The 24914-nt window shown below is 64.9% G+C and carries 22 protein-coding genes and 1 other RNA gene; 14 read left to right on the forward strand and 9 right to left on the reverse strand.

From position 1 onward, the window contains the following. Nucleotides 1-5 precede the first annotated feature (5 nt). From HALO32_RS02400 to smpB, 4 genes are all read right to left on the reverse strand, one after another. Nucleotides 6-1205 (reverse strand): saccharopine dehydrogenase family protein, encoded by a 1200-nt coding sequence (locus HALO32_RS02400; protein WP_151442196.1) that lies wholly within the window; start codon nt 1203-1205, stop codon nt 6-8. A gap of 163 nt (nt 1206-1368) precedes the next feature. Continuing rightward, complete coding sequence (locus HALO32_RS02405; protein WP_151442197.1) at nt 1369-2589, reverse strand: cation diffusion facilitator family transporter; 1221 nt, start codon at nt 2587-2589, stop codon at nt 1369-1371. 249 nt (nt 2590-2838) lie between these two features. After that, nucleotides 2839-3219: a transfer-messenger RNA gene (gene ssrA, locus HALO32_RS02410) on the reverse strand. 40 nt (nt 3220-3259) lie between these two features. Continuing rightward, complete coding sequence (gene smpB, locus HALO32_RS02415; protein WP_151442198.1) at nt 3260-3751, reverse strand: SsrA-binding protein SmpB; 492 nt, start codon at nt 3749-3751, stop codon at nt 3260-3262. 128 nt (nt 3752-3879) lie between these two features. Between smpB and HALO32_RS02420 the strand changes: the two genes are divergently transcribed. Together HALO32_RS02420 and HALO32_RS02425 are read left to right on the forward strand one after the other, a co-directional pair. Next, entirely contained in the window at nt 3880-4314 is a 435-nt protein-coding gene (locus tag HALO32_RS02420) for a type II toxin-antitoxin system RatA family toxin (RefSeq protein WP_151442199.1), read from the forward strand. Then, nucleotides 4304-4618: an RnfH family protein gene (locus HALO32_RS02425; RefSeq protein ID WP_225809670.1), complete on the forward strand. Its 315-nt coding sequence runs from the start codon at nt 4304-4306 to the stop codon at nt 4616-4618. The genes HALO32_RS02420 and HALO32_RS02425 overlap by 11 nt, the downstream gene beginning before the upstream one ends. A gap of 52 nt (nt 4619-4670) precedes the next feature. Here HALO32_RS02425 and HALO32_RS02430 read toward each other — a convergent pair whose 3' ends face one another. Next, a complete protein-coding gene (locus HALO32_RS02430; protein WP_225809673.1) occupies nt 4671-5099 on the reverse strand; it encodes an outer membrane protein assembly factor BamE in 429 nt (142 codons plus the stop codon). Nucleotides 5100-5171: 72 nt separating this feature from the next. On the opposite strand from HALO32_RS02430, the gene fur reads away from it, so the two are divergent. Next, on the forward strand, nt 5172-5618 hold the full coding sequence (gene fur / locus HALO32_RS02435; RefSeq protein ID WP_151442202.1) for a ferric iron uptake transcriptional regulator: 447 nt from the start codon (nt 5172-5174) through the stop codon (nt 5616-5618). A 120-nt stretch (nt 5619-5738) separates the two neighbouring features. Here the strand turns inward: fur and recN are convergent, their stop codons facing one another. Further along, nucleotides 5739-7412: a DNA repair protein RecN gene (gene recN, locus HALO32_RS02440; RefSeq protein ID WP_151442203.1), complete on the reverse strand. Its 1674-nt coding sequence runs from the start codon at nt 7410-7412 to the stop codon at nt 5739-5741. Nucleotides 7413-7649: 237 nt separating this feature from the next. On the opposite strand from recN, the gene grpE reads away from it, so the two are divergent. The 3 genes from grpE to dnaJ all read left to right on the forward strand — a co-directional run bounded on the left by grpE (nt 7650) and on the right by dnaJ (nt 11582). Then, nucleotides 7650-8291, forward strand: a complete 642-nt coding sequence (grpE, locus tag HALO32_RS02445; protein ID WP_151442204.1) for a nucleotide exchange factor GrpE — start codon at nt 7650-7652, stop codon at nt 8289-8291. 121 nt (nt 8292-8412) lie between these two features. Next, entirely contained in the window at nt 8413-10341 is a 1929-nt protein-coding gene (dnaK, locus tag HALO32_RS02450; protein ID WP_151442205.1) for a molecular chaperone DnaK, read from the forward strand. Nucleotides 10342-10433: 92 nt separating this feature from the next. After that, nucleotides 10434-11582 carry a molecular chaperone DnaJ gene (dnaJ, locus tag HALO32_RS02455; protein WP_151442206.1) on the forward strand — a complete coding sequence of 383 codons (1149 nt, stop codon included), beginning with the start codon at nt 10434-10436 and terminating at the stop codon, nt 11580-11582. Between the two features lie 75 nt (nt 11583-11657). Here dnaJ and HALO32_RS02460 read toward each other — a convergent pair whose 3' ends face one another. Further along, on the reverse strand, nt 11658-12602 hold the full coding sequence (locus tag HALO32_RS02460; protein ID WP_151442207.1) for an HNH endonuclease: 945 nt from the start codon (nt 12600-12602) through the stop codon (nt 11658-11660). A 126-nt stretch (nt 12603-12728) separates the two neighbouring features. Continuing rightward, the gene (corA, locus tag HALO32_RS02465; RefSeq protein ID WP_151442208.1) at nt 12729-13694 is read right to left on the reverse strand and encodes a magnesium/cobalt transporter CorA; all 966 of its coding nucleotides are present in this window, start codon (nt 13692-13694) and stop codon (nt 12729-12731) included. Between the two features lie 186 nt (nt 13695-13880). Between corA and HALO32_RS02470 the strand changes: the two genes are divergently transcribed. From HALO32_RS02470 to greA, 6 genes are all read left to right on the forward strand, one after another. Further along, complete coding sequence (locus HALO32_RS02470; protein ID WP_151442209.1) at nt 13881-14159, forward strand: DUF2218 domain-containing protein; 279 nt, start codon at nt 13881-13883, stop codon at nt 14157-14159. Further along, nucleotides 14156-15055, forward strand: a complete 900-nt coding sequence (locus HALO32_RS02475; RefSeq protein ID WP_225809675.1) for a DMT family transporter — start codon at nt 14156-14158, stop codon at nt 15053-15055. The genes HALO32_RS02470 and HALO32_RS02475 overlap by 4 nt, the downstream gene beginning before the upstream one ends. A gap of 52 nt (nt 15056-15107) precedes the next feature. Then, on the forward strand, nt 15108-15914 hold the full coding sequence (dapB, locus tag HALO32_RS02480) for a 4-hydroxy-tetrahydrodipicolinate reductase (protein WP_151442210.1): 807 nt from the start codon (nt 15108-15110) through the stop codon (nt 15912-15914). A 508-nt stretch (nt 15915-16422) separates the two neighbouring features. Continuing rightward, nucleotides 16423-17568, forward strand: a complete 1146-nt coding sequence (gene carA / locus HALO32_RS02485; protein ID WP_151442211.1) for a glutamine-hydrolyzing carbamoyl-phosphate synthase small subunit — start codon at nt 16423-16425, stop codon at nt 17566-17568. Between the two features lie 53 nt (nt 17569-17621). Then, nucleotides 17622-20852, forward strand: a complete 3231-nt coding sequence (carB, locus tag HALO32_RS02490; protein WP_151442212.1) for a carbamoyl-phosphate synthase large subunit — start codon at nt 17622-17624, stop codon at nt 20850-20852. After that, nucleotides 20849-21325: a transcription elongation factor GreA gene (greA, locus tag HALO32_RS02495; protein WP_151442213.1), complete on the forward strand. Its 477-nt coding sequence runs from the start codon at nt 20849-20851 to the stop codon at nt 21323-21325. Before carB ends, greA begins: the two co-directional genes overlap by 4 nt. Nucleotides 21326-21504: 179 nt before the next feature. Here the strand turns inward: greA and HALO32_RS02500 are convergent, their stop codons facing one another. Further along, nucleotides 21505-21831 (reverse strand): YhbY family RNA-binding protein, encoded by a 327-nt coding sequence (locus HALO32_RS02500; protein ID WP_151442214.1) that lies wholly within the window; start codon nt 21829-21831, stop codon nt 21505-21507. Nucleotides 21832-22025: 194 nt separating this feature from the next. Between HALO32_RS02500 and rlmE the strand changes: the two genes are divergently transcribed. Beyond that, entirely contained in the window at nt 22026-22691 is a 666-nt protein-coding gene (rlmE, locus tag HALO32_RS02505) for a 23S rRNA (uridine(2552)-2'-O)-methyltransferase RlmE (protein ID WP_151442215.1), read from the forward strand. Nucleotides 22692-22896: 205 nt separating this feature from the next. Next, nucleotides 22897-24861: an ATP-dependent zinc metalloprotease FtsH gene (gene ftsH / locus HALO32_RS02510; RefSeq protein ID WP_151442216.1), complete on the forward strand. Its 1965-nt coding sequence runs from the start codon at nt 22897-22899 to the stop codon at nt 24859-24861. Nucleotides 24862-24914: the final 53 nt, after the last annotated feature.

Below are 24914 nucleotides of genomic sequence, written 5' to 3' on the forward strand. Positions count from 1 at the left end.
CGGGCTCAGGCCAGGGGGTCGGTATCGGGGTCGAGCTCGACCATCTGCCAGGGCAGGCCCATGTCGCCGATGCGCTCCATGAAGGGGTCCGGGTCGAGCTGCTCGACGTTGAACACGCCTTCGCCCTTCCACAGGCCTTTCAGCATCAGCATGGCGCCGGTCACCGCCGGCACGCCGGTGGTGTAGGAGATCGCCTGGGACTGCACCTCGCGATAGCAGGCCTCGTGGTCGCAGATGTTGTAGATGTGCACCTTGCGACGCTTGCCATCCTTGATGCCATCGAGGATCACGCCGATGTTGGTCTTGCCCTTGGTGCGCGGGCCGAGCGAGGCCGGGTCCGGCAGCACCGCCTTGAGGAACTGGAGCGGGGTGATCTCGCGGCCCTCGAACTCGATCGGCTCGATGCTGGTCATGCCGACGTTCTCGAGCACCTTGAGATGGGTGATGTACTTCTCGGAGAAGGTCATCCAGAAGCGGATACGCTTCAGGCCCTTGATGTTCTGGCTGAGGGACTCGAGCTCCTCGTGGTAGAGCAGGTAGAGGTCCTTCTCGCCGATGCCATCGAAGTCGAAGGTGCGCTTCTCGGCCAGCGGCGCGGTCTCCTTCCACTCGCCCTCTTCCCAGTAGCGGCCGTTGGCGGTGATCTCGCGAATGTTGATCTCGGGATTGAAATTGGTGGCGAACGGGTAGCCGTGGTCGCCGCCATTGGCATCCAGGATGTCGATGCGGTGGATCTCGTCGAACAGGTTCTTCTGGCCCCAGGCGCAGTAGATGTTGGTCATGCCCGGGTCGAAGCCGCAGCCCAGGGTAGCCATGTTGCCGGCCTTGGCGTAGCGCTCCTGGAAGGCCCACTGCTCCTTGTACTCGAACTTGGCCTCGTCCGGGTGCTCGTAGTTGGCGGTATCCAGGTAGGGCACGCCGGTACGCAGGCAAGCCTCCATGATGGTCAGGTCCTGATAGGGCAGGGCCACGTGGATCAGCACGTCCGGCTCGTACGACTCGATCAGTGCGACCAGCGCCTCGACGTCGTCGGCATCCACCTCGGCGGTCTGGATGGGACGGTCCAGCTGGGCCGCGATGGCACGGCACTTCGCCTGGTTGCGGCTGGCCAGGCAGATTTCGCCGAATACCTCGGGATGCTGGGCGCACTTGTGGGTGACGACACCGCCGACGCCGCCGGCGCCGATAATCAGGACTTTGCTCATGGGGGTAGAATCCAGATCGGGAAAGTCAACAATGGCAGGGGATCATGCGACCCCGGTCTCGACCTCGCCGGGCCTTGGCCGGCGAGTGGGCGAAGATGATGGCTCCCCCCGAGGCTGGTCGCAAGTGGTTTTCGCGTCAAGGCTACTACGAAAGTCGGGTTAATCAGTCGCTGATGTGGCTCGTCGTGGAATCAGTCGAGGTGGGCGGAAGTGTCTGCCGGTGGTCTGCTGACAAGGGGCGTCCCGCCAGGCGGCGCACTTCAACGTGGGAGAGCCATTCGATGTCCCGGGCACGGTCTTCGAGAAGCTGGATCACTGCGTCGCTGTCGAAGGACGACGACTCGTCCAGGCAGATCACCACCGTGACGGCGCCATCCAGATAGTGCAGCTCGATCTCACGAATTGCCGGCCAGACGTCCAGCTCTGCCCAGCGCCGTGCCAGGGCATTCTCTACCTCGGGGCGCAGTGGCAGCCCCGGGAAACGGCTGGGGTCGCCCTCGCCGGCGTCGTCCTCCGGGTCGATATGGAAGGTGAGGTCGGTGAGGGCGGGGAAGGCGTTGCGCAGGCGCCGGCTCACCTCGTTGCCGATCTCGTGGCCCTCGGAAACGCTGATCCGCGTCGGCACCACCACGTGCAGGTCGAGCATGGTGTGCCCGGCCGACTGGCGGGTTCGCAGGTCATGTATGCCCCGGACGCCGGACACGCTCAACGCTACCTGGCGCATTTCCTCCTGAGTGGCCACGGGCAGGGCCGTGTCAACCAGCTCACGGCTCGCGTCCCACAGCAGGTCCCAGCCTACCTTGCCGACCATCAGGCCGACGACCACCGCCGCCACGGTATCGATCCAGGTGGCACCGAACTGGCTGCCCACCAGGGCCACCATGACCACGCCAGTGGAGAGCACGTCGCTGCGGTGGTGCCAGGCGTTGGCCTCCAGCATCTGCGAGCCGATGCGTCGTGCCACTCGGCGTGTAAGGTGGAAGAGCCACTCCTTGGCCAGTAGCGCCAGGGCCGTCAACAGGATCGCCCAGACGCCGGGCGGCGGAATCTCGGCGGAGGAGAGCAGGCGCTCAAGGCTCGACCAGGCGATACCGCCGGCCACGAAGATCAGCACGCTGCCCAGGAACAGGGTGGCCAGGGTCTCGATGCGGCCGTGGCCATAGTGGTGGTCGTGGTCGGGCCCCTGGTGGCCATAGTGAGACGCGGCGAGCACGAAGCAGTCGGTCACCAGGTCGGAAAAGGAGTGTATGCCGTCGGCCACCAGAGCGGCGGAGCCGACGAGCCAGCCGACGATGATCTTGGCCACGCCGAGCAGGGTGTTGACCGCCACCGACAGCATGGTGACGCGCCGAGTGGCCTGATGCTTCTTGGGGTTGCTCTGCATGGTCGTTTCTCGGGACGTTCCCCTGAACAGGCCGCCGGATGGTGGATAGGCTAAATGGTACCGAAGAGGTACAGATTCGCACAAGGTGTCGGCGTGAAGGGCTCTCCCCCCTTCTCCCTGGCGCTTCTGCGATGGGGATGGAACCCGTCCCCGGCCTTGCGCCATGGCAGCTGCCGCTCTCACCCTGGGTAGGACTTTGCGAGATACAACGAAAAAAGCACCCGTAGGTGCTTGATTCGTCGACTTGATTGGTGGAGGCGGCGGGAATTGAACCCGCGTCCGCCGGCACTCACCCTTTGGCTCTACATGCTTAGTTTCGTCTTTTGATTTAACGCGGCTGGCTCCGACGAGCAGGATCCAGTCACGCGATTCCTCGTAAGGTTTAGCAATCGGCGAGAGGACACCACCGATCGCGATCCCATCAGTCTTCGCTCGTATCCCCTCCGTGATGAATGGGCACATCACTTCGGGGCCGGGCTAGAAGCTAGCGGCGTTTAAGCTGCCAGCGCGCCCTGAGCGTAGTTGTCGTCGTTTGCGACTATTGAATCGTGATGTTGTATTTACGAGATACATCACGCTCTCGGCATGCACCTCAGGGATTGTCACCGGCGTCGAAACCGTGTCGCCCCCGTAACGCGCATCCTAACAGGATGTGCAGTTCTGTGACACCTCACCCCTTGATTTGTTCCCGCATGATACGGCCCTTCTGGCGCTGCCAGTCGCGGTCCTTCTCGGTGGCCCGCTTGTCGTGCAGCTTCTTGCCGGTCACCAGGGCCAGTTCGCACTTCACCCGGTTGTTCTTCCAGTAGAGCTTGATCGGCACACAGGTATGGCCCTTCTCCTGGGTGCGCGAGAAGATCTTGGCGATCTCCTTGCGATGCAGCAGCAGCTTGCGGGTGCGCGTGGGGTCCGCCACCTCGTGGGTGCTGGCAGTATTGAGGGGCATGATGTGACTGCCCAGCAGCCAGGCCTCACCGTTCTTGACCAGGATATAGGTGTCGGTGAGCTGCGCCTTGCCGGCCCGCAGGCTCTTCACTTCCCAGCCGGCCAGCACCAGGCCGGCTTCGAAGGTCTCGTCGATGTGGTACTCGAAGCGGGCCTTCTTGTTCTGGGCGATGACGTTGTTGCCGGGCCCCTTGCTCTTGCCTTTCTTGTTGGCCATGAAACCTCGTGTCCTGTATCTGCCGGTGGCGCTGCCCCTTCGATGTGGGGGGAAGCGTGGTACCATTCAAGGCCTGAAATAACCGCTCATGATACGCCCTGGGCACTGTGAAGTCAGTGGAGAGCTCAATGCCAACGGTCAATCGGTCCGCCATGGTGCGGCACACCCCCAAGGACATGTTCGACCTGGTCAACGACTTCGAGCGCTACCCGGAGTTCCTGCCAGGGTGCCGGCGCGCGCGTCTGCTCGAGCGCGATGAATCGCACCTGATTGGCGAGATGACGCTGGGGCGGGCCGGGATCGAGCAGAGCTTCACCACCCGCAACGATCTGATCGAGCCCGAGCGCATCGAGATGTCGCTGGTCAGCGGCCCCTTCAAGCGTCTGCGGGGGCGCTGGCTGTTCCTGCCCATGGGCGAGCGGTCCTGCAAGGTGAGCCTCGAACTGGAGTTCGAGTTCGCCAACCGCCTGCTGGGCATGGCCTTCGGCAAGCTCTTCCAGCAGGTGGCCGGCCAGCTGGTGGATTCCTTTACCCGCCGCGCGAACGACCTCTATGGCTCCTAGTGCGCCCGCCATGCTCGACGTGGAAGTGGCCTTCGCCCTGCCTGATCGTCAGCGCATTATCTCGCTTTCGGTGCCCCAGGGCACCACGGCACGCCAGGCGGTAACGATGGCGGGGCTGGAGGCGGCGTTTCCCGAATTGCCCCCGGCGACCTTTGGGCAAGCCGATCTGGGCATCTTCGGCAAGCGGCTGGGCGACCCGGAAACGGTGCGGCTGCGCCACGGGGACCGGGTCGAGGTGTATCGACCCCTGCAGATCGATCCCAAGGCGGCGCGCAGCGAGCGGGCCGGTCGCGAGAAACGCTGACGCCCCGACCAGCGAAAGCCGGGGCGTCAGCAAGGAACCTCGTCGGGCTATCTCAGGGGCGGTCTGGAGTGACGTTGTCGATGGGAGATTCCCGCTCGTCTGACGTGCCCTCGACGCTGGGGCCGACACCCTGGTCATCGGGCAAGCGGATGTCGCCCGAGATATCGCCCTCGCTATCGATGCCGGCCAGCCGGTCTCCCTGGAAGGTCAAGGTGATGCGGCGTTGCTCCACGTCACCATAGGCCTTGTCGAGGCGATAGACATAGTCCCACTCGTTGGCGTCAAAGGGCGCTTCGAGCAAGGGGCTACCCATCAAGTTGACGACCTGCTGACGGCTCATGCCCGGCTGCAGCTGTTCGACCATGCCCTTGTTCACCAGGTTGCCCTGGGGCAGGTCGCGCTTGTACACGCTGAAGTAGTTGCAACCGCTGATCATCAGCAGAGCGACGGAAAGGGTGACGATTCTTGTCAGCTTTTGCATTTGCGCCTGTTCTTCACTATCGTGGTTTCGGTCGATCATAACCGACCCTACCCGATACTGCGAAGAGCGACCATGGCCGACCAGAACCATGAACTGCGCAAGGCCGGTCTCAAAGTGACCCTGCCGCGCGTCAAGATCCTGCAGATCCTCGAGAATGCCTCCGAGCAGCACCACCTGAGTGCCGAGGATGTTTACAAGACCTTACTGGATGCAGGGGAGGACGTTGGCCTGGCCACCGTCTATCGCGTGCTGACCCAGTTCGAGTCCGCTGGCCTGGTGATCCGGCACAATTTCGATGGCGGTCATGCCGTCTTCGAGCTCTCCCAGGAGGAGCACCACGATCATATGGTGTGCCTGGAGAGTGGCGAGATCATCGAATTCTTCGACGAGACCATCGAGCGTCGCCAGCAGGAGATCGCCGAGGAACATGGCTTCGAACTGGTGGATCACGCCCTGGTGCTCTACGTCAGGCCTCTGGGTTCCCGGGCGACGCGCCAGGAGGGCATCCAGAAGAAGTGACCTCGCCCCGCTGAACCCGGCAGGCAGATGAGCGCGGCCCCGATCTCAGGAGGGGGGCCGCGCTGCGTTAGGTCTAACGTTATGACTTGGCGTCAGAACGGGGCAAGCGGTGTGGCGTGCTCAGTGGTGGGCACGCTGGCTGGCATCGAGCATTTCCCGGGCATGGGCCAGGGTGCGGTCGGAGAGATTCACCCCGCCCAGCATGCGAGCCAGCTCACCGACTCGGCCCGCCTCGTCGAGCAGCGCCATGCGGGTCAAGGTGGAGGCCTCGTCGGCCTGCTTCTCGATATGCAGGTGATGGTTCGCCTGGGCCGCCACCTGGGGCAGGTGAGTGACGGTCATCACCTGGCCGTTGTCGCCGAGCCGTCGCAGCAGCTGGCCGACGATCTCGGCGGTAGCGCCGGAGACGCCCACGTCGACCTCGTCGAACACGAGGCTTGCGATGGTGGAGTTCTCGGCAGCCACCACCTGAATCGCCAGACTGATGCGCGAGAGCTCGCCACCGGAGGCCACCTTGGCCAGTGGCCGCGCCGGTTGACCGAGGTTGGCGCTGATCAGCATGCGCGCGATCTCGAGCCCTTCGACGGCCGGGGCCTCGCGGGCCTGGAGCTCGACCTCGAAGGTCGCCTTGTCCATGGCCAGGAAGGCCAGCTGCTCCTGCACGGCCTGGCCGAAACGGCGGGCGGCCTGCCGGCGGGCTCGGGAAATCTCGGTGGCCTGTTCGTGCCAGCGGCGCTTCAGCTCTTCTGCCTCGGCGGCCAGTGCCTCCAGGTCACCGTCGCCACCCTCGAGGCCCTCGAGTTCATCGGCGAGCCGCCGATGCAGGGCGAGGAGCTCCTCCGGCAACACATGATGCTTGCGAGCGATGCGATGCACTTCGCCCAGGCGCCCTTCTACCCAGGCGAGCCGCTCCGGGTCCAGCTCGACGCTGCCGGCGAAGTGGCCGAGTTCGCGGCTGGCCTCCTCGACCTGGATGCGCGCATCGCCGAGCATGCTGAGGGTGTCGGCCAGGCTGCCGCGCTCGCTGCCCGGCAGCGCCGAGAGGTGCTGGATCGCCTGGTTGAGCAGCGACAGGGCGCCGCCTTCGTCGCCATCGCAGCAGTCGGCGGCGAACTGGGTCTCGCGCAGACGCTCCTCGGCGTGGGCCAGCTCCTCCTGCTCCTCCTCGAGCCCCTTGAGTTCGTCCTCGGCCAGCGCCAGCTGGTCGAGCTCCTCGACCTGGTAACGCAGCAGCTGGCGTCGGGCGCGGATCTCGTCGCCATCCTCGGCCAGCCGCTCCAGGCGGCGCCGGGTCGTCTGCCAATCGCGGAACGCCTGGCGCATCTCGGCCACCTGCTCGCGGTGGCCGGCAAAGTCATCGAGCAGGCGCAGATGGGTCTCTTCATGCAGCAGTGCCTGGTGGGCATGTTGGCCATGAATCTCGATGAGGTGTTCGCCCAGGGCGCGCAGGTCGGCCACCGTGGCCGGCTGGCCATTGATCCAGGCCTTGGAGCGTCCGCCCCGGGTGACCACTCGGCGCAGCAGGCAGTCGTCCGTGGCTAGCTCACGGGACTCGAGCCAGGCGCGGGCTTCGGGCAGCGCCTGGAGATCGAAGCGGGCGCTGAGGTCGGCGCGTTCGCGGTCGTGGCGAACACTGGCGCTGTCGGCGCGCTCGCCCAGGCAGAGCCCCAGGGCGCCCAGCAGGATGGACTTGCCGGCCCCGGTCTCGCCGGTGATGGCGGTCATGCCGGCACCAATCTCCAGCTCGAGATGGTCGACGATGGCGAAGTCGCGAATGGCAAGCTCTGTCAGCATGGTGCCTCCCGGGGTCTGTCTGGGGCCAGTGTTCCAGTGCCACTGTGTATCTATACACGTATTGTTCTTTTATACAGTAGCCAAGGTGCGCCCACAATGCACGTCCGGCGTCGTCTCTCGGTGATGCCTTGAGTTCGCCACGGGCAGCCCCATATACCTCGCAGATACGCACACACGCCATCATTCACGCCTTGCCAGCGGCGCCTGGCCGCTGATTGCCATTTTCAGGAGATTCACATGGCCAAAGAGCCTCAGACGCCACAGCAAGACGAAATCGATCGCGAGCTGGCTCGCGACGCGCAGGAAGCCGAGCCGCAGGCCGAGCCCGAGACCCTGGAGGGTGAGCTGGAGGACGCCATCGAGGGCGCCGAACAGGCCGCCACCGAGGCCCAGGCCTCGGACAATCCCGAGGCCGAGATGCTGGCCGCCCGGGTCGAGGAGCTGGAGCAGAGTGTCGCTGATGCCAAGGAGCAGCAGCTGCGCACTGCGGCCGAGGCCCAGAACGTGCGTCGCCGGGCCGAGCAGGAGGCCGAGAAGGCGCGCAAGTTCGCCCTCGAGAAGTTCGTCAAGGAGCTGCTGCCGGTGGTCGACAGCCTGGAGAAGGCGCTGGAGGCCATGCAGGACGGCGCTTCCGAGGCGCACCGCGAGGGCGTCTCCATGACCCTCAAGATGCAGCACGACGTGCTGGCCAAGTTCGGCGTCGAGGTGGTAGACCCCCACGGCGAGCCCTTCGACCCGCAGTACCACGAGGCCATGGCCATGGTGCCCAACCCCGAGATGGAGCCCAACACCGTCATGGAGGTGATGCAGAAGGGCTACCTGCTCAATGGACGCCTGGTGCGCCCGGCCATGGTGGTGGTCAGCCAGGCCGCCGACTGAGGCCGAGCCATACAAAAGCGGGCCTCGGGTCTTGAAAAGGTCTCGAGGGCCCCCAGATAGACGGCAACCCCGCGGTGAAAGCCGCAGACAATGAATTCAACTGTAATTTCGAGGATTTCCTATGGGACGCATCATCGGTATTGATCTGGGGACCACCAACTCCTGTGTCGCCGTGCTCGACGGTGACCAGGCCAAGGTGATCGAGAACGCCGAAGGCGCACGTACTACGCCCTCCATCATCGCCTATACCGAAGACGGCGAGATTCTGGTGGGCCAGGCGGCCAAGCGCCAGGCGGTGACCAACCCGCATAACACCGTCTACGCCATCAAGCGCCTGATCGGCCGTCGCTTCAAGGACGACGTCGTCCAGAAGGACATCAAGATGGTGCCCTACACCATCTCCGAGGCCGACAACGGTGACGCCTGGGTGGAAGTGAAGGGCAAGAAGCTCGCGCCGCCGCAGGTCAGCGCCGAAGTGCTGAAGAAGATGAAGAAGACCGCCGAAGACTACCTGGGTGAAGAAGTCACCGAGGCGGTCATCACCGTGCCGGCCTACTTCAACGACAGCCAGCGTCAGGCTACCAAGGACGCCGGCCGTATCGCCGGTCTCGAGGTCAAGCGCATCATCAACGAGCCGACCGCGGCGGCGCTGGCCTACGGCATGGACAAGGCGCGCGGTGACAAGACCATCGCGGTCTACGACCTGGGCGGCGGCACCTTCGACATCTCCATCATCGAGGTGGCGGACGTCGACGGCGAGACCCAGTTCGAGGTGCTGGCCACCAACGGCGACACCTTCCTGGGCGGCGAAGACTTCGACCTGGCGCTGATCAACTACCTGGTCGACCAGTTCAAGTCCGATAGCGGCATCGACCTCTCCGGCGACAACCTGGCCATGCAGCGCCTCAAGGAGGCCGCCGAGAAGGCCAAGATCGAGCTCTCCAGCGCCCAGCAGACCGACGTCAACCTGCCGTACATCACGGCCGACAACACCGGGCCCAAGCACCTCAACGTCAAGGTGACCCGCGCCAAGCTGGAATCGCTGGTCGAGGATCTGATCAAGCGCTCCATGGAGCCGTGCAAGACCGCGCTCAAGGATGCCGGCCTGTCCGCCTCCGAGATCGACGACGTCATCCTGGTCGGCGGCCAGACCCGCATGCCCATGGTGCAGAAGTCCGTGGCCGACTTCTTCGGCAAGGACGCCCGCAAGGACGTCAACCCCGATGAGGCCGTGGCCGTGGGTGCTGCCATCCAGGGCGGCGTGCTGGGCGGCGACGTCAAGGACGTGCTGCTGCTCGACGTCACCCCGCTGACGCTGGGCATCGAGACCCTGGGCGGCGTGATGACCCCGCTGATCGAGAAGAACACCACCATCCCGACCAAGAAGACCCAGACCTTCTCGACCGCGGATGACAACCAGACGGCCGTGACCATTCACGTGCTGCAGGGCGAGCGCAAGCAGGCGGGCGGCAACAAGTCGCTGGGTCGCTTCGACCTGGCCGATATCCCGCCGGCGCCGCGTGGCGTGCCGCAGATCGAGGTCGCCTTCGACCTGGACGCCAACGGCATCCTGCACGTGTCCGCCAAGGACAAGGCGACCGGCAAGGAGCAGTCGATCGTCATCAAGGCTTCCAGCGGTCTCTCCGAGGAGGAGGTCGAGCAGATGATGCAGGACGCCGAGGCTCACGCCGACGAGGACAAGAAGTTCGAGGAGCTGGTGCAGCTGCGCAATCAGGCCGATGGCATGGTCCACGCCGCCCGCAAGACCCTCGAGGAGGCCGGCGACAAGGCCAGCGACGAGGAGAAGCAGGCCATCGAGAGCGCCGCAGCCGAGCTGGAAGAGGCGATCAAGGGCGACGACAAGGACGACATCCAGGCCAAGCTGGACAAGCTGACCGAGGCGTCCGGCAACCTGGCCCAGAAGATGTACGCCGAGCAGAGCGATGCTGCCCAGCAGGCCGATGAGGCTGGCGAGGCTGGCGCCAAGAAGGAAGATGACGTGGTCGACGCCGAGTACGAAGAAGTCAACGACGACCAGAAAAAGCAGTAAACCACGACATCTGAAACACGGATGACGCCAGCGCGGGGGCCTGACTCCCGCGTTGGTGTTTCCGCAGAGTCCCTACGGAGGCGGACAGACTCATGTCCAAGCGTGATTACTACGAAGTACTGGGCGTCGAGCGCGGGGCCGACCAGAAGGACATCAAGAAGGCCTACCGACGCCTCGCCCAGAAATTCCATCCGGACCGCAATCCGGATGATGGCAGCGCAGCGGAGAAATTCCGCGAAGTCTCGGAGGCCTACGAGGTCCTGAGCGACAGCGAGAAGCGCGCTGCCTACGACCAGTTCGGCCATGCCGGGGTTGACGAACAAGCCGGTGGCGGCGGCGGTGGTTTCGGCGGTGCCGGGGCCGGCGGCTTCAGCGATATCTTCGGCGATGTGTTCGGCGATATCTTCGGCGGGGGTGGCGGACGCCGTCATCCCAATGCCCCGGCCCGTGGCTCGGACCTGCGCTACAACCTCGAGCTCGACCTCGAGGACGCCGTGGCCGGCACCAGTGTGGATATCCGCGTGCCGCGCCACGTCGAGTGCGAGCGCTGTGACGGCAATGGGGCCGAGCCGGGCTCCTCGAAGGATACCTGCCCGACCTGTAATGGCATAGGTCAGGTGCGCATGCAGCAGGGCTTCTTCGCCGTGCAGCAGACCTGCCCGACCTGCCACGGTAGCGGCCAGCACATCAAGGTGCCGTGTCACAAGTGCAACGGCGAGGGCCGGGTACGCGAGACCCGCACCCTCTCGGTGAAGATTCCGGCCGGTGTGGACACCGGTGATCGCATTCGCCTCAACGGCGAGGGCGAGGCCGGCATCAACGGTGGCCCGCCCGGGGATCTCTACGTCCAGGCGGCGATCAAGCCCCACCCCATCTTCCAGCGCGACGGTCGCCACCTGCAGTGCGAGGTGCCGATCAACTTCGTCGACGCCGCCCTGGGTGGCGAGCTCGAGGTGCCGACGCTGGATGGACGGGTCAAGCTCAAGATCCCGCCCGAGACCCAGACCGGCAAGGTCTTCCGTCTCAAGGGCAAGGGCATCAAGCCAGTGCGTGGCGGCCCGCCGGGCGACCTGCTGTGCAAGGTCGTGATCGAGACACCGGTGAAGCTCAGCGAAGAGCAGAAGGAGCTGCTGCGCAAGTTCCAGGACAGCCTGGGCGGCAGCAGCGGCCATCACCACTCGCCGAAGAAGTCGAATTTCTTCGATGGCGTGAAGAAGTTCTTCGAGGACATGAAGCCGTAAGGCGAGTCCCCACGGAGACTGACAGGGCCCCGGCATCGCATGATGCCGGGGCCCTGTCATGTCTGATCCGTGACGTCAGCGCTGCAGGTGATCCATCCGCCAGGCCAGGCCTTCAGCGTGGGGATGGAAGCGTTCCTCCCGGGGCATCACGAGTGGTTGCCTATCCAGCCGCCATAGCCACTGGTTGTCCTCTACCAGCGCGTCGACCACGGGGCTGACGTGCCAGGTGCGGTCGGGCCCGGGGGCGATCAGGTGATTATCCACTGCCCAGTGCAGATCCGGCGTCAGGGCCAGGCCATTGCAGGGGCGATCGTCGCGGCTCGCCGCGAAGGGGATCAGATGGGCGGCCTCGACCAGGAAGCGAAAGTCCGGGGTGATGAAGCGTCGCCGGCTGGCGGCGCAGCGATAGTCGTAGGCATCCAGCACCAGGGTGCGAAAGGCCGCGGACCTGGCCTCGCTCTGGCCGGATTCGCGAACCTCGCCTGCCAGGCGCTCGGGGGCTCTCTCATACTCGCCGCTGACGAATGCCGTTTCGAGATATGTCTGCAGGAGCGCATGGGCTTCCTTGTTCGAGGACAGGTATCGGCTGACCAGCAGTGCACAAGCTTCCCGGGCAATGTTGGTGTCCTGAAATGCCGAGAAAAGGGCGGGATCGAGCCGTGCAGCTCCGAAGCGCTGTTCGAGCTGGTTCATGGATTTCGGTTGGCCCATTTGATCGGCCAATCCCTGTACGGCCTGGACATACTCCGGGTGCCAGAGCTTGCCGGTGGGACCTTTGCGATTTCTCAACGCCCACATCGGCATCCAGGGACGGGCTCGGTAGCGCTCTCCTGTCGCCGTCTCGAAGATGTCGTGGTAGCGGGCGATCAGGCGTGTATCGATGCGGACAAGCGGGGAGGTGATATGGCCAGCTTGGATCTCGCAGATGATGGCCAACAGAAGACATGGCTGGTGTGGTGCGGGCCGTCCCGTACTCTGGTCGACCTTGAGCCGTGACAGGCATTCAAGCCGCGTATCCATCCGCACTTCCTCTCGTGTTCCCTGATTTCGCTGCCCCTGGGCTCCCACCGTCTGCCATGTCTTGCTGCTCAGGGGTGCGGTTACCCTATATCACTCATGGACTAAGGTGCAGGCCGACGGTGATCGCTACAGCCAGCCGGCGCGACGGAAGCGATAGTAAAGCAGGCTGCAGGTGCCTCCCATGACCAGCAGGGCCAGCGGGTAGCCGAGTCGCCAGTCCAGCTCCGGCATGTGGGTGAAGTTCATGCCCCAGATGCCGGCGAGGATGGTGGCTACCGCGAAGATGGCCGCCCAGGCGGCGAGACGCTTGTGCACCTCGCCCTCCTCGATGGCCACCATGGAGAGGTTGACCTGGATGGCGGTGATGGTCATCTCGCGAATGGTGTCCACCGTCGACTCGATGCGGTGCAGGTGGTCGTAGACATCACGGAAGTACTCCCGTGTCTTGCGGCACAGCGCCGGTACCCGGCCGCCGAACAGGTGCGCCGTGGCCTCGCCCAGCGGCATGGCGGCATGCTTGAGCTTCATGGTCTGGCGCTTGAGCTTGTAGAGGCGCTCCAGGCTCCGGCGGGCCGTGCCCTTGACGAAGATCTCGTCCTCGATGCTTTCGAGCTCGGCCTGCAGCGCCTCGATCACCGGGAAGTAGCGGTCGACGATGGTGTCCATCAGGGCATAGAGCACGAAGGCCGGTCCATGCCGCAGCAGCTTCGGCTCGTACTCGCAGCGCTGGCGTACTTCGGTGAAGCCTCGCCCCGGGTGGAGCCGCACGGAAAGCACATAGCCCGGGCCGGCAAACACCGCCACCTGGCCGGTCTCCAGCTGGTCGTCGCGCATCGTGATCATGTGCATGACCATGAACAGCGCGTTGCCGTACTCCTCTAACTTGGGGCGCTGGTGCCCGTTCAGGGCGTCCTCCACCGAGAGCTCATGAAGACCGAACACCGCCTGGAACCGGGCCATTTCCTGCTCGTCGGGCTCGTGCAGTGCCACCCACACGAAACGGTCCGGCGTCCCCAGGTAGTCGCCGATCTCGTGGATCTGGATGTCCTGCAGGCGGTGCCCCTTCTCGTAGGCCGCACAGTTGACGATCATGGTCGTGTTCTCCTCCCGGCGAGTGATAGAGCCGTGTGCATGAGCATAGTCGCTGAGGCCGTTCGCCTGCCGTCCCCTTCCAACGGTGCAGCACGTGAAGTAGGCGGTAAAGTGCGGGCAGGGCTAGCGTTCCGGGGTGGCGTCGTCATAATCTGAACGCTCACCCAACGAGACGCGGAGGCCGCCATGCCGATTTCACGAGCCGAGATTCCCGCCGAGGATGCCCATGAACTGATTGAGCGGCTGTGCCGAGACTGGGCCGATGCGCGGCCGATCGACCGTGAGGAGACCCAGGCGCGGGTAACCTTCGATGAGGGCAGCTGCCTGCTTCAGGCCGAGTCGGACCGGCTGGTGGTCGCCGTTGAAACGCTGGATGACGAAACCCTGGATCGCCTCGAGGGCAAGGTGAATGCCGCGCTCGAGGGGCTGACGGGCGTGACCCTGGAGATTGTCTGGGAGAATTGAGCAAGAGCCTCTCTCCCGGTGCCGCCCACCTTGGCATGCTGCTATGGGCGGTGCTGGTGGGGCTGTCGTTTCCTGCGGTGGGCGTGATGAGCGAGCTGCCGCCGTTCTCGCTCACCGCGCTGCGCTTCGTCATCGCCTGCAGCGGCCTGTGGTGGCTTGCCCGGCGCTCGCCGGCCTTCCTCCCTGCCTGGCGGCAGCTGCCGCTCTACGCCCTGATGGGGCTGTGTCTGGCCGGCTTCTTCGGTGCCATGTTCTGGGCGGCGCACCATGCCACGGCGCTCTCCATGGCCACGCTCTTCGTCACGGTGCCGCTGCTGGCTTTTCTGCTGGGGCTGGGTTTCGGCGTGGAGCGGCTGGCCTGGCGTTTACCGGCGGTCCTGTCGCTGGGCGCGGTGGGGGCGCTGGGCCTGGCGTTCGCGGAATCTCTGGTCAAGGGCGGGCGTCTTCAGTTCGGCATTGGCGAGGCGGTGTTCTTCCTGGGCTGCCTCTCCACGGCGCTCTATCCGGTGCTCAGCAAATGGGGGCTGGCGACCGGGCGCCTGCCGACGTCAGCGGCGGTGCGCACCTTCTGGAGCCTGGGTCTGGGCGCCGTGCTGATCGGGCTGCTGGGGCTCGCCGCCGAGCCGGTGGAACGCCTGGCCACCATGAGCGGGCGTGACCTGCTGCTGCTGGTCTATCTGGGGCTCTTTTCTACGGCCCTGACCTTCTGGCTCCTGCAGCGTGCTACCTCCGTGCTGACGCCGGGGGCGGTCACCGCCTATAGCTACTTCGTGCCCTTCGTTTCCATGCTGCTGCTGTTTGTTCGGGAGCCCGAGCGTATCGCCTGGGTCTGGCTGCCGGGCAGCCTGCTGGTGATCATCGCCATGGTACTGCTGATGAAGCGAGATGCGGCCTGAGCCTCTGGTATACTGCCGTCACCTTGTCGCCATCGCATTCGCAGGAGTCCGCATGACCCGTATCGCCATCGTCGGTGTCGCCGGCCGCATGGGCCGCACCCTGGTCAACGCCGTGCAACAGGATGCCGGGGCCACCCTGGCCGGCGGCATCGTCGAACCGGGCAGTTCGCTGGTGGGCGTCGATATCGGCGAGCTGGCGGGGGTCGGCAAGCTGGGCGTGACCGCCGTGGATTCCCTCGAGACCATTGCCGACGACATCGAGGTGCTGATCGACTTCACCGCGCCACAGGTGACCCTGGCCAACCTGGCCTTCTGCGCCGAGCACGGCAAACGCATCGTCATCGGTACCACCGGTCTGAACGACGCGGAGCTCGCCGAGCTGGACGCCTTCCGCGACCGGGTGCCGATGGTCTTCGCGCCGAACATGAGCGTGGGGGTGAATCTGACGCTGAAGCTGCTGGAGACGGCGGCGAAGGCGCTGGGCGACGAGGGCTACGACATCGAGGTGATCGAGGCCCATCACCGCCACAAGGTGGATGCCCCCTCCGGCACGGCGCTGAAGATGGGCGAGGTGGTGGCCGAGAGCCTGGGTCGCAGCCTAAAGGAGCACGGTGTCTTCGAGCGGGTGGGGCATTGCGGGCCTCGCGACCCCAAGGAGATCGGCTTCGCCACGGTGCGTGCCGGCGACATCGTGGGCGAGCACACCGTGATGTTCGCCACCGAGGGCGAGCGCATCGAGATCACCCACAAGGCCTCTAGCCGCATGACCTTCGCCAAGGGCGCGGTGCGCGCCGCGCGCTGGGTGGCCGGCCAGGCCAACGGCCGCTACTCGATGCAGGACGTGCTGGGGCTGGAGTGATGGGAATAGCGTAGCATGAGGGCGGCCGGTGCCCCTCCCGGTTGGATAGGCGCCACCACCTTGTGGGAGCGGTGCTCGCACCGCGAAAGGCAGTGGGCAACGGCATGGAATCGCCGTGCAAGCACAGCTCCCACAAAACCCACGGCAGCTTGGTCAGCTGATGACGTGACCTGCCCTGCCCCCTTGGCAGTCCCGCGATGGCCCTGTCGGGTAGGCCGCCGGGGGTAGCCGCCGGACGCCATTTCCTGTAGTATCCCCAAGATTTTGGCCGGGCGCGCGGGTGAAAAGCCCTCTCGAGCGCTTGTTGCTTCGGCCCAGGCATTCCGAGCGAATGACAACAAGCGGGATGAAACCGGTCTTACATCGGATTTCGTCCCGCTTTTTTGCGGGGCGGCCATCCGCGGGGCGGCCTTCCACGGGCCGGCCACCCTGGGCCCTGCCATGGCCCCGCAGTATTCCTGACGAGCTGTCTCGATAGCTCTCTCTAAAAACCTGGGAGGACGTTGCATTGAACAAGCCCGCAATACTGGCCCTGGAAGACGGCAGTGTATTCCACGGCACGGCCATCGGTGCCGATGGACAAACCAGCGGTGAGGTGGTGTTCAATACGGCCATGACCGGTTACCAGGAAATCCTGACCGACCCCTCCTACACCCGTCAGATCGTCACCCTCACCTATCCCCACATCGGCAATACCGGCGTCAACGCCGAGGACGTCGAGTCCGGCGCCATCGCCGCCGCCGGCCTGGTGATCCGTGACCTGCCCCTGCTGGCCAGCAGCTTCCGCTGCGAGCAGACCCTCTCCGACTATCTCAAGAGCCAGAACGTGCTGGGCATCGCCGACGTCGACACCCGCCGCCTGACCCGCATCCTGCGTGACAAGGGCGCACAGAACGGCGCGATCCTCGCCGGTGCCGATGCCGAGGGTGACGACGCCGTCGAGCGGGCCCTGGCCGCGGCCCGCGCGTTTCCGGGCCTCAAGGGCATGGACCTGGCCAAGGTGGTCTCCTGCCAGACCCCCTACGAGTGGAATGAGGGTGAGTGGGCCCTGGGGGCGGGCTACGCCGATGCCTCAGCCGGCGAACGCCCCTACCATGTTGTCGCCTACGACTACGGGGTGAAGCGCAACATCCTGCGCATGCTCGCCTCGCGCGGTTGTCGTCTAACGGTGGTGCCGGCCCAGACCCCGGCTGCCGAGGTGCTGGCCATGGCCCCCGATGGCATCTTCCTGGCCAACGGGCCCGGCGACCCCGAGCCCTGTGACTACGCCATCGCGGCGATCCAGGAGCTCCTCGAGACCGAAATTCCGGTGTTCGGCATCTGCCTGGGCCACCAGCTGCTGGCCTTGGCCTCCGGTGCCACCTCGGTGAAGATGAATCATGGTCATCACGGCGCCAACCATCCGGTGCAGGACCTCGACAGCGGCCAGGTGATGATCACCAGCCAGAACCACGGCTTCGCCGCCGACGAGGCGAGCCTGCCGGCCAACCTGCGGGCGACGCATCGTTCGCTGTTCGACGGCACCCTGCAGGGTGTGGAGCGCACCGACCGCCCGGCCTTCAGCTTCCAGGGCCACCCCGAGGCCAGCCCCGGGCCGCGCGACGTATCGCCGCTGTTCGACCGCTTCGTCACCATGATGAAGGAACGCCGCTAGGCGGGATCGTTCTCCATCAGACCGTCATTCATCGATTAGCCGCGGGAACCGTCATGCCCAAGCGTACCGACATCCAGAGCATCCTGATCATTGGTGCTGGCCCCATCGTCATCGGCCAGGCCTGCGAATTCGACTACTCCGGCGCCCAGGCCTGCAAGGCGCTGCGCGAGGAGGGCTACCGGGTCATCCTGGTCAACTCCAACCCGGCGACCATCATGACCGACCCGGTGATGGCCGACGCCACCTACATCGAGCCGATTACCTGGCAGACGGTTGAGAAGATCATCGAGGCCGAGCGCCCCGATGCCGTGCTGCCGACCATGGGCGGTCAGACCGCGCTCAACTGTGCGCTGAACCTGGACAAGCACGGCGTGTTGGCGAAGTACGGCGTGGAGATGATCGGCGCCAATGCCGACGCCATCAACATGGCCGAGGACCGCGACCTCTTCGACCAGGCCATGAGGCGCATCGGCCTGGAGTGTCCCAAGGCCGAGGTGGCCCACAGCATGGAGGAGGCCTGGCGCATCCAGTCGCATTTCGGCTTTCCGGTGATCATCCGTCCCTCCTATACCATGGGCGGCTCCGGCGGCGGCGTGGCCTACAACAAGGAGGAGTTCGAGGAGATCTGCCTCCGCGGGTTCGAACTCTCCAACAACCACGAGTTGCTGATCGACGAGTCGCTGCTGGGCTGGAAGGAGTACGAGATGGAGGTCGTTCGTGACAAGAACGACAACTGCATCATCGTCTGCGCGATCGAGAACTTCGACCCCATGGGCGTGCATACCGGCGACTCCATTACCGTGGCCCCGGCCCAGACGCTGACCGACAAGGAGTACCAGATCATGCGCGACGCCTCGCTGGCGGTGCTCCGCGAGATCGGCGTCGAGACCGGCGGCTCCAACGTCCAGTTCGGCGTCGACCCCGACACCGGGCGCGTGGTGGTCATCGAGATGAACCCGCGGGTGTCGCGCTCCTCGGCGCTGGCTTCGAAGGCCACCGGCTTCCCGATCGCCAAGATCGCCGCCAAGCTGGCGGTGGGCTACACCCTCGACGAGCTGCAGAACGACATCACCGGCGGGCGCACCCCGGCCTCCTTCGAGCCCTCCATCGACTACGTGGTCACCAAGATCCCGCGCTTCACCTTCGAGAAGTTCCCCCAGGCCAACGACCGCTTGACCACCCAGATGAAGTCGGTGGGCGAGGTGATGGCCATCGGCCGCACCTTCCAGGAGTCCCTGCACAAGGCGCTGCGTGGCCTGGAAACCGGCAACGACGGTCTCGACCCCAAGGTCACGGCGTTCACCGATGACGCCATGGCGCACATCCGGGGCGAGCTCAAGGCCGCCGGCGCCGAGCGTATCTTCTTCATCGCCGATGCCATGCGCGCCGGGATGAGCGTCGACGATATCTTCGCGCTGACCAACATCGATCGCTGGTACCTGGTGCAGATCGAGGATCTGGTGAAGGACGAGCAGGCGGTGGCAAAGCGCTCGCTCTCCGAGTTAACTCCCGGCGAGCTGTTCGCCCTCAAGCGCAAGGGCTTCTCTGATGCCCGCCTGGCGAGCCTGCTGGGGGTGGCCGAGAAGGAGTTTCGTCGCGCGCGCCAGAAGGCCGGTATCCGCCCAGTCTACAAGCGGGTCGACACCTGCGCCGCGGAGTTTGCCTCGGATACCGCCTACATGTACTCCACCTATGAGGAGGAGTGCGAGGCCGAGGTTTCCGACCGCCAGAAGATCATGGTGTTGGGGGGTGGGCCCAACCGCATCGGCCAGGGCATCGAGTTCGACTACTGCTGTGTTCATGCCGCCTTCGCCATGCATGACGACGGCTATGAGACCATCATGGTCAACTGCAATCCCGAGACCGTCTCCACCGACTACGACACCTCGGATCGGCTCTATTTCGAGCCGGTGACCCTGGAAGACGTGCTGGAAATCGCCGACAAGGAGCGGCCGGTCGGCGTCATCGTGCAGTTCGGCGGGCAGACGCCGCTGAAGCTGGCGCGCGAGCTCGAGGCGGCCGGCGTGCCGATCATCGGCACCACGCCGGACGCCATCGACCGTGCCGAGGATCGCGAGCGTTTCCAGCAGATGATCGACAAGCTGGGTCTCAAGCAGCCGCCCAACGCCACCGCACGCAGCTTCGAGGAGGCCTTTGCCAAGGCCGAGGCGATCGGCTATCCGCTGGTGGTGCGCCCCAGCTACGTGCTGGGCGGGCGCGCCATGGAGATCGTCTACGACGCCTCGGAGCTGGAGAACTACATGACCCATGCGGTCAAGGTCTCCAATGATTCGCCGGTGCTGCTCGACCACTTCCTCAACGCCGCCATCGAGATCGACATCGACGCGGTCAGCGACGGCACCCAGGTGGTGATCGGCGGCATCATGCAGCATATCGAGCAGGCCGGCGTGCACTCCGGCGATTCCGCCTGCTCGCTGCCGCCCTACTCGCTGCCCGCCGAGGTGCAGCAAGAGATGCGCGAGCAGGTCAAGAAGATGGCCGTGGAGCTCGGCGTCAAGGGCCTGATGAACGTGCAGCTGGCCTGGCAGGACGGCGAGATCTACGTCATCGAGGTCAATCCGCGTGCCTCGCGCACCGTGCCCTTCGTCTCCAAGTGCATCGGCACCTCCCTGGCTCAGGTCGCCGCACGCTGCATGGCGGGCACCAGCCTCGAGGAGCAGGGCTTCACTCGCGAGATCGTGCCGCACTTCTTCAGCGTCAAGGAGGCGGTCTTCCCCTTCAACAAGTTCCCGGGGGTCGACCCGATCCTCTCGCCGGAGATGAAGTCCACCGGCGAGGTGATGGGCAGTGGCGACACCTTCGCCGAGGCCTTCTACAAGGCGCAGCTCGGCGCCGGCGAGGCGATCCCGCCGCTGGATGGCGATCGCAAGGCGTTCCTCTCCGTGCGTGATCCCGACAAGGCGGGCGTTATCGAAGTGGCGCGTTCTCTGGTAACCTTGGGGTTCACTCTGTGCGCGACCCGTGGCACGGCGGAGGCCCTGGAGGCCGCCGACCTGCCGGTGGAGATCGTCAACAAGGTCTATGAGGGCCGTCCGCATATCGTCGATCTGCTCAAGAACGACGAGGTCGCCTATATCGTCAACACCACCGAGGGCCGCCAGGCCATCAACGACTCCTCGGTGATCCGCCGCACTGCACTCGCCCGCAAGGTTCCCTATGCCACCACCCTGGCAGGGGCCAGTGCCGTTTGCATGGCACTCGAGTATGGCAATGCCATTACAGTGCGGCGGCTACAGGAACTGCATGCAGGAGCTACGCAATGAACAAGGTCCCGATGACCGTCGCCGGTGAGAAGCGGCTTCGCAAGGAACTCGAGGAGCTCAAGAGCGAGGCGCGGCCTCGGGTGATTGCCGCCATCGCAGAGGCTCGCGAGCACGGCGATCTGAAGGAGAACGCCGAGTACCATGCGGCACGCGAGCAGCAAGGTTTCATCGAGGGGCGTATCCAGGAGATCGAGGGCAAGCTCTCCAACGCCCAGGTGATCGATGTCGCCAAGCTGCCCCAGACCGGCAAGGTGATCTTCGGCGTGACCGTGGGGCTGATCAACCTGGAGACCGACGAGGAGGTGGCCTATCGCATCGTCGGCGAGGATGAGGCCAACATCAAGGAAGGCCGTATCTCGGTCACTTCCCCCATTGCTCGTGCCCTGATCGGCAAGGAGGAGGGCGACGTGGTGGTGGTCAAGACTCCCGGCGGTGAGGTCGAGTACGAGATCTCGAGCGTGGAGCACCTCTAAGCGCCAAGCGCCGAGCCACAAGCGCCAAGCCGCTCGATGACGGGCGGCGGGTGCGGAGGCAGGCGCCAGGCAAGAAGAAACCCCGCAGATTCCGGTCGGCGGGGCTTCTCTTTGTCACCGTGCTCTATTATTGGCCGCTTGGCCGCTTGGCCGCTTGGCCGCTTGGCCGCTTGGCCGCGTCAGCGCCGCCCGTGGTGGTTCTCGAAGCGCGTGATGTTGGAGAGCTTCGGGTTGACCCGCGGGTTGTGGCGGTAGAGCAGGGCCATCTTGCCGATTTTCTGTATCACCTCGGCGCCGCTCGCCGCGACCAGCTCGTCGAGCATGGCGGCGCGGTCGTCACGCTCGGGCAGGGCCAGCTTGACCTTGATCAGCTCGTGGTCGTTCAGGGCCCGTTCGAGCTCGGCCAGCACGCCTTCAGAGGCTCCGTTCTCTGAGACGGTGACTACGGGGTCGAGATAGTGCCCGATGCTGCGAAATGCTTTCTTTTGTGCCTGTGACAAGCTCATGGTATCTTGCTTCTTCCCGGTTGGCGCGCAGCGCACATGGTACGGTGAAACGCCCCGCGGCGAAAGCGCGTGGCCCTCCCGGCCTCAGGATTGTTCTGGCCGGGTCCGCAGGTCAGCACCCCGTCGTACCTCCACCAGGTCTTTCCGGAAACCGCTCGACTGCCTGTCATTCATGGTCACTCACAGGTGATGCCGTGGCACGTTCCAATGCTTCCCGCACCAAGGGCGCCGTCGGCAAGGCGCCGACCAGCAAGACCAGCAAGGGCTGGCTGAAGGAGCACTTCGGCGACCGCTTCGTGCAGCAGAGCTGGCAGGACGGCTATCGCAGCCGCGCCAGCTACAAGCTGCTGGCGCTGGACGAGAAGGATCGGCTGTTGCGGCGCGGGATGACAGTGATCGACCTGGGCGCCGCCCCCGGGGGGTGGAGTCAGGTGGCCGCCGAGAAGGTCGGCGCCGAGGGGGCGGTGATCGCCTCCGACATTCTCGAGATGGATGCCCTGGCGGATGTCGACTTCATCCAGGGGGACTTCACCGAGGAGAGTGTGCTCGAGGCTATCCTCGCCACTCTCGGCGATCGCCGGGTAGACCTTGTGATGTCCGACATGGCCCCCAATATGAGTGGTATGGCGGCCATCGATCAGCCTCAGGCGATGAACCTCGCCGAGCTGGCACTGGACCTGGCTCGCCAGACGCTCTCGCCCGGCGGCACCTTCCTGGCCAAGGTGTTTCAGGGCGAAGGATTCGATGCCTTTCTCAAGGAGCTGCGCGGCAGCTTCGCTCGGGTAGTGACCCGAAAGCCGGAGGCCTCCCGGGCGCGCTCCCGCGAGGTCTACCTGCTGGCGGAAGGGTTTCGCGGCTGAGGCATTGTCTTGGCCGCAATAAAAGTTTCGTGCTTTCACGATAGACCGCGGCTAACGGGTCGATTGCCGGACACGGCATCGTGACTGTGTCAAAGTGACAGTAGTTTACCCCTCCGCACGGAGGCTGGCTGAACATGTGCCGCTCATGTAGTGTCGAAAGACCAGGCATTTTCGGCCGACAGATTCTTGCAATGAGGGTAGTCCCTTGAATGATATGGCGAAGAACCTGATTCTGTGGTTGGTCATCGCGGCAGTGCTGCTGACGGTGTTCAACAACTTCAGCGTCGACAGCTCACCGCAGGCGATGAACTATTCACAGTTCGTCGAGCAGGTGCAGAACGAACAGGTCCGCAACGTGACCATTGATGGCTATACCATCACCGGCGAGCGTACCGACGGTTCGCAGTTCCGGACCATCCGCCCGGCGGCGGAGGATCCTAAGCTGATGGACGACCTCCTCGCCAACAATGTCACCGTGGTGGGCAAGGAGCCCGAGCAGCAGAGCCTGTGGATGCGCCTGCTGATCGCCAGCTTCCCGATCCTGCTGATCCTGGCCATCTTCATGTTCTTCATGCGCCAGATGCAGGGCGGTGGTGCCGGCAAGGGCGGCCCGATGAGCTTCGGCAAGTCCAAGGCCAAGCTTCTCTCCCATGACCAGGTCAAGACCACCTTTTCTGATGTCGCCGGTTGTGACGAGGCCAAGGAGGAGGTCGAGGAACTGGTGGACTTCCTGCGCGATCCCACCAAGTTCCAGCGCCTGGGGGGCACCATACCGCGCGGCGTGCTGATGGTGGGCCCGCCGGGTACCGGCAAGACCTTGCTCGCCAAGTCCATCGCCGGCGAGGCCAAGGTACCGTTCTTCTCGATCTCTGGTTCCGACTTCGTGGAGATGTTCGTGGGTGTCGGCGCGTCCCGCGTGCGTGACATGTTCGAGCAGGCCAAGAAGCAGGCACCCTGCATCATCTTCATCGACGAGATCGACGCCGTGGGCCGTTCTCGCGGCGCCGGCATGGGCGGTGGCAACGACGAGCGCGAGCAGACCCTGAACCAGCTGCTGGTCGAGATGGACGGCTTCGAGCCCAACGAGGGCATCATCGTCATCGCCGCCACCAACCGCCCCGACGTGCTCGATCCGGCATTGCTGCGCCCCGGCCGCTTCGACCGCCAGGTGGTGGTGCCGCTGCCCGACATCCGCGGCCGCGAGCACATCCTCAATGTGCATCTGCGCAAGGTGCCGCTAGCCGACGACGTCAAGCCGTCGCTGATCGCCCGCGGCACCCCGGGCTTCTCCGGCGCCGACCTGGCCAACCTGGTCAACGAGGGTGCCCTGTTCGCCGCGCGACGTAACAAGCGTCTGGTGGGCATGGAAGAGCTCGACATGGCCAAGGACAAGATCATGATGGGCGCCGAGCGCAAGTCCATGGTCATGACCGACAAGGAGAAGCTCAACACGGCCTACCACGAGTCGGGCCACGCGATCATCGGCCTGGTGATGCCCGAGCATGACCCGGTCTACAAGGTGACCATCATTCCCCGGGGGCGGGCGCTGGGCGTGACCATGTTCCTGCCGGAAGAGGATCGCTACAGCCTTTCCCGCCAGCAGATCATCAGTCAGATCTGCTCGCTGTTCGGCGGCCGCATTGCCGAGGAGATGACGCTGGGGCCGAACGGTGTCACCACCGGCGCCTCCAACGACATCAAGCGAGCCACCGAGCTTGCGCACAACATGGTGGCCAAGTGGGGTCTCTCCGAGGAGATGGGCCCGATCATGTACGATGAGGATGAGTCGCACCAGTTCATGGGTGGCCCGGGTCAGGGCGGCAAGCTCAAGTCCGGCGAGACCACCACCCGCTTGGACAAGGAAGTGCGCAAGATCATCGACGGCTGCTACGAGCAGGCCAAGAATATCCTCGAGGAGAACCGCGACAAGCTCGATGCCATGGCCGACGCGCTGATGAAGTACGAGACCATCGACTCCAATCAGCTCAAGGACATCATGGAAGGACGTGACCCGCGGCCCCCCGAGGGCTGGGATGACCCGAGCAGTGGAGCACCCTCGGGCGGCGAGCCCAAGGCCGAGCCCTCGCCGGAATCGAGCGACGATGCCGAGGACGACGAGAGGCCTTCGCGTCGTCCCTCTGACCCGCTGGGTGGCCCGGCCGGCGGCTGAGCCCGATACGTTTACCCTTGTCAGGCGCCCTGCGGGGCGCCTTTGCCGTTCGA

Source organism: Halomonas lysinitropha (assembly GCF_902500215.1).
GTDB classification, from domain to species: domain Bacteria; phylum Pseudomonadota; class Gammaproteobacteria; order Pseudomonadales; family Halomonadaceae; genus Halomonas; species Halomonas lysinitropha.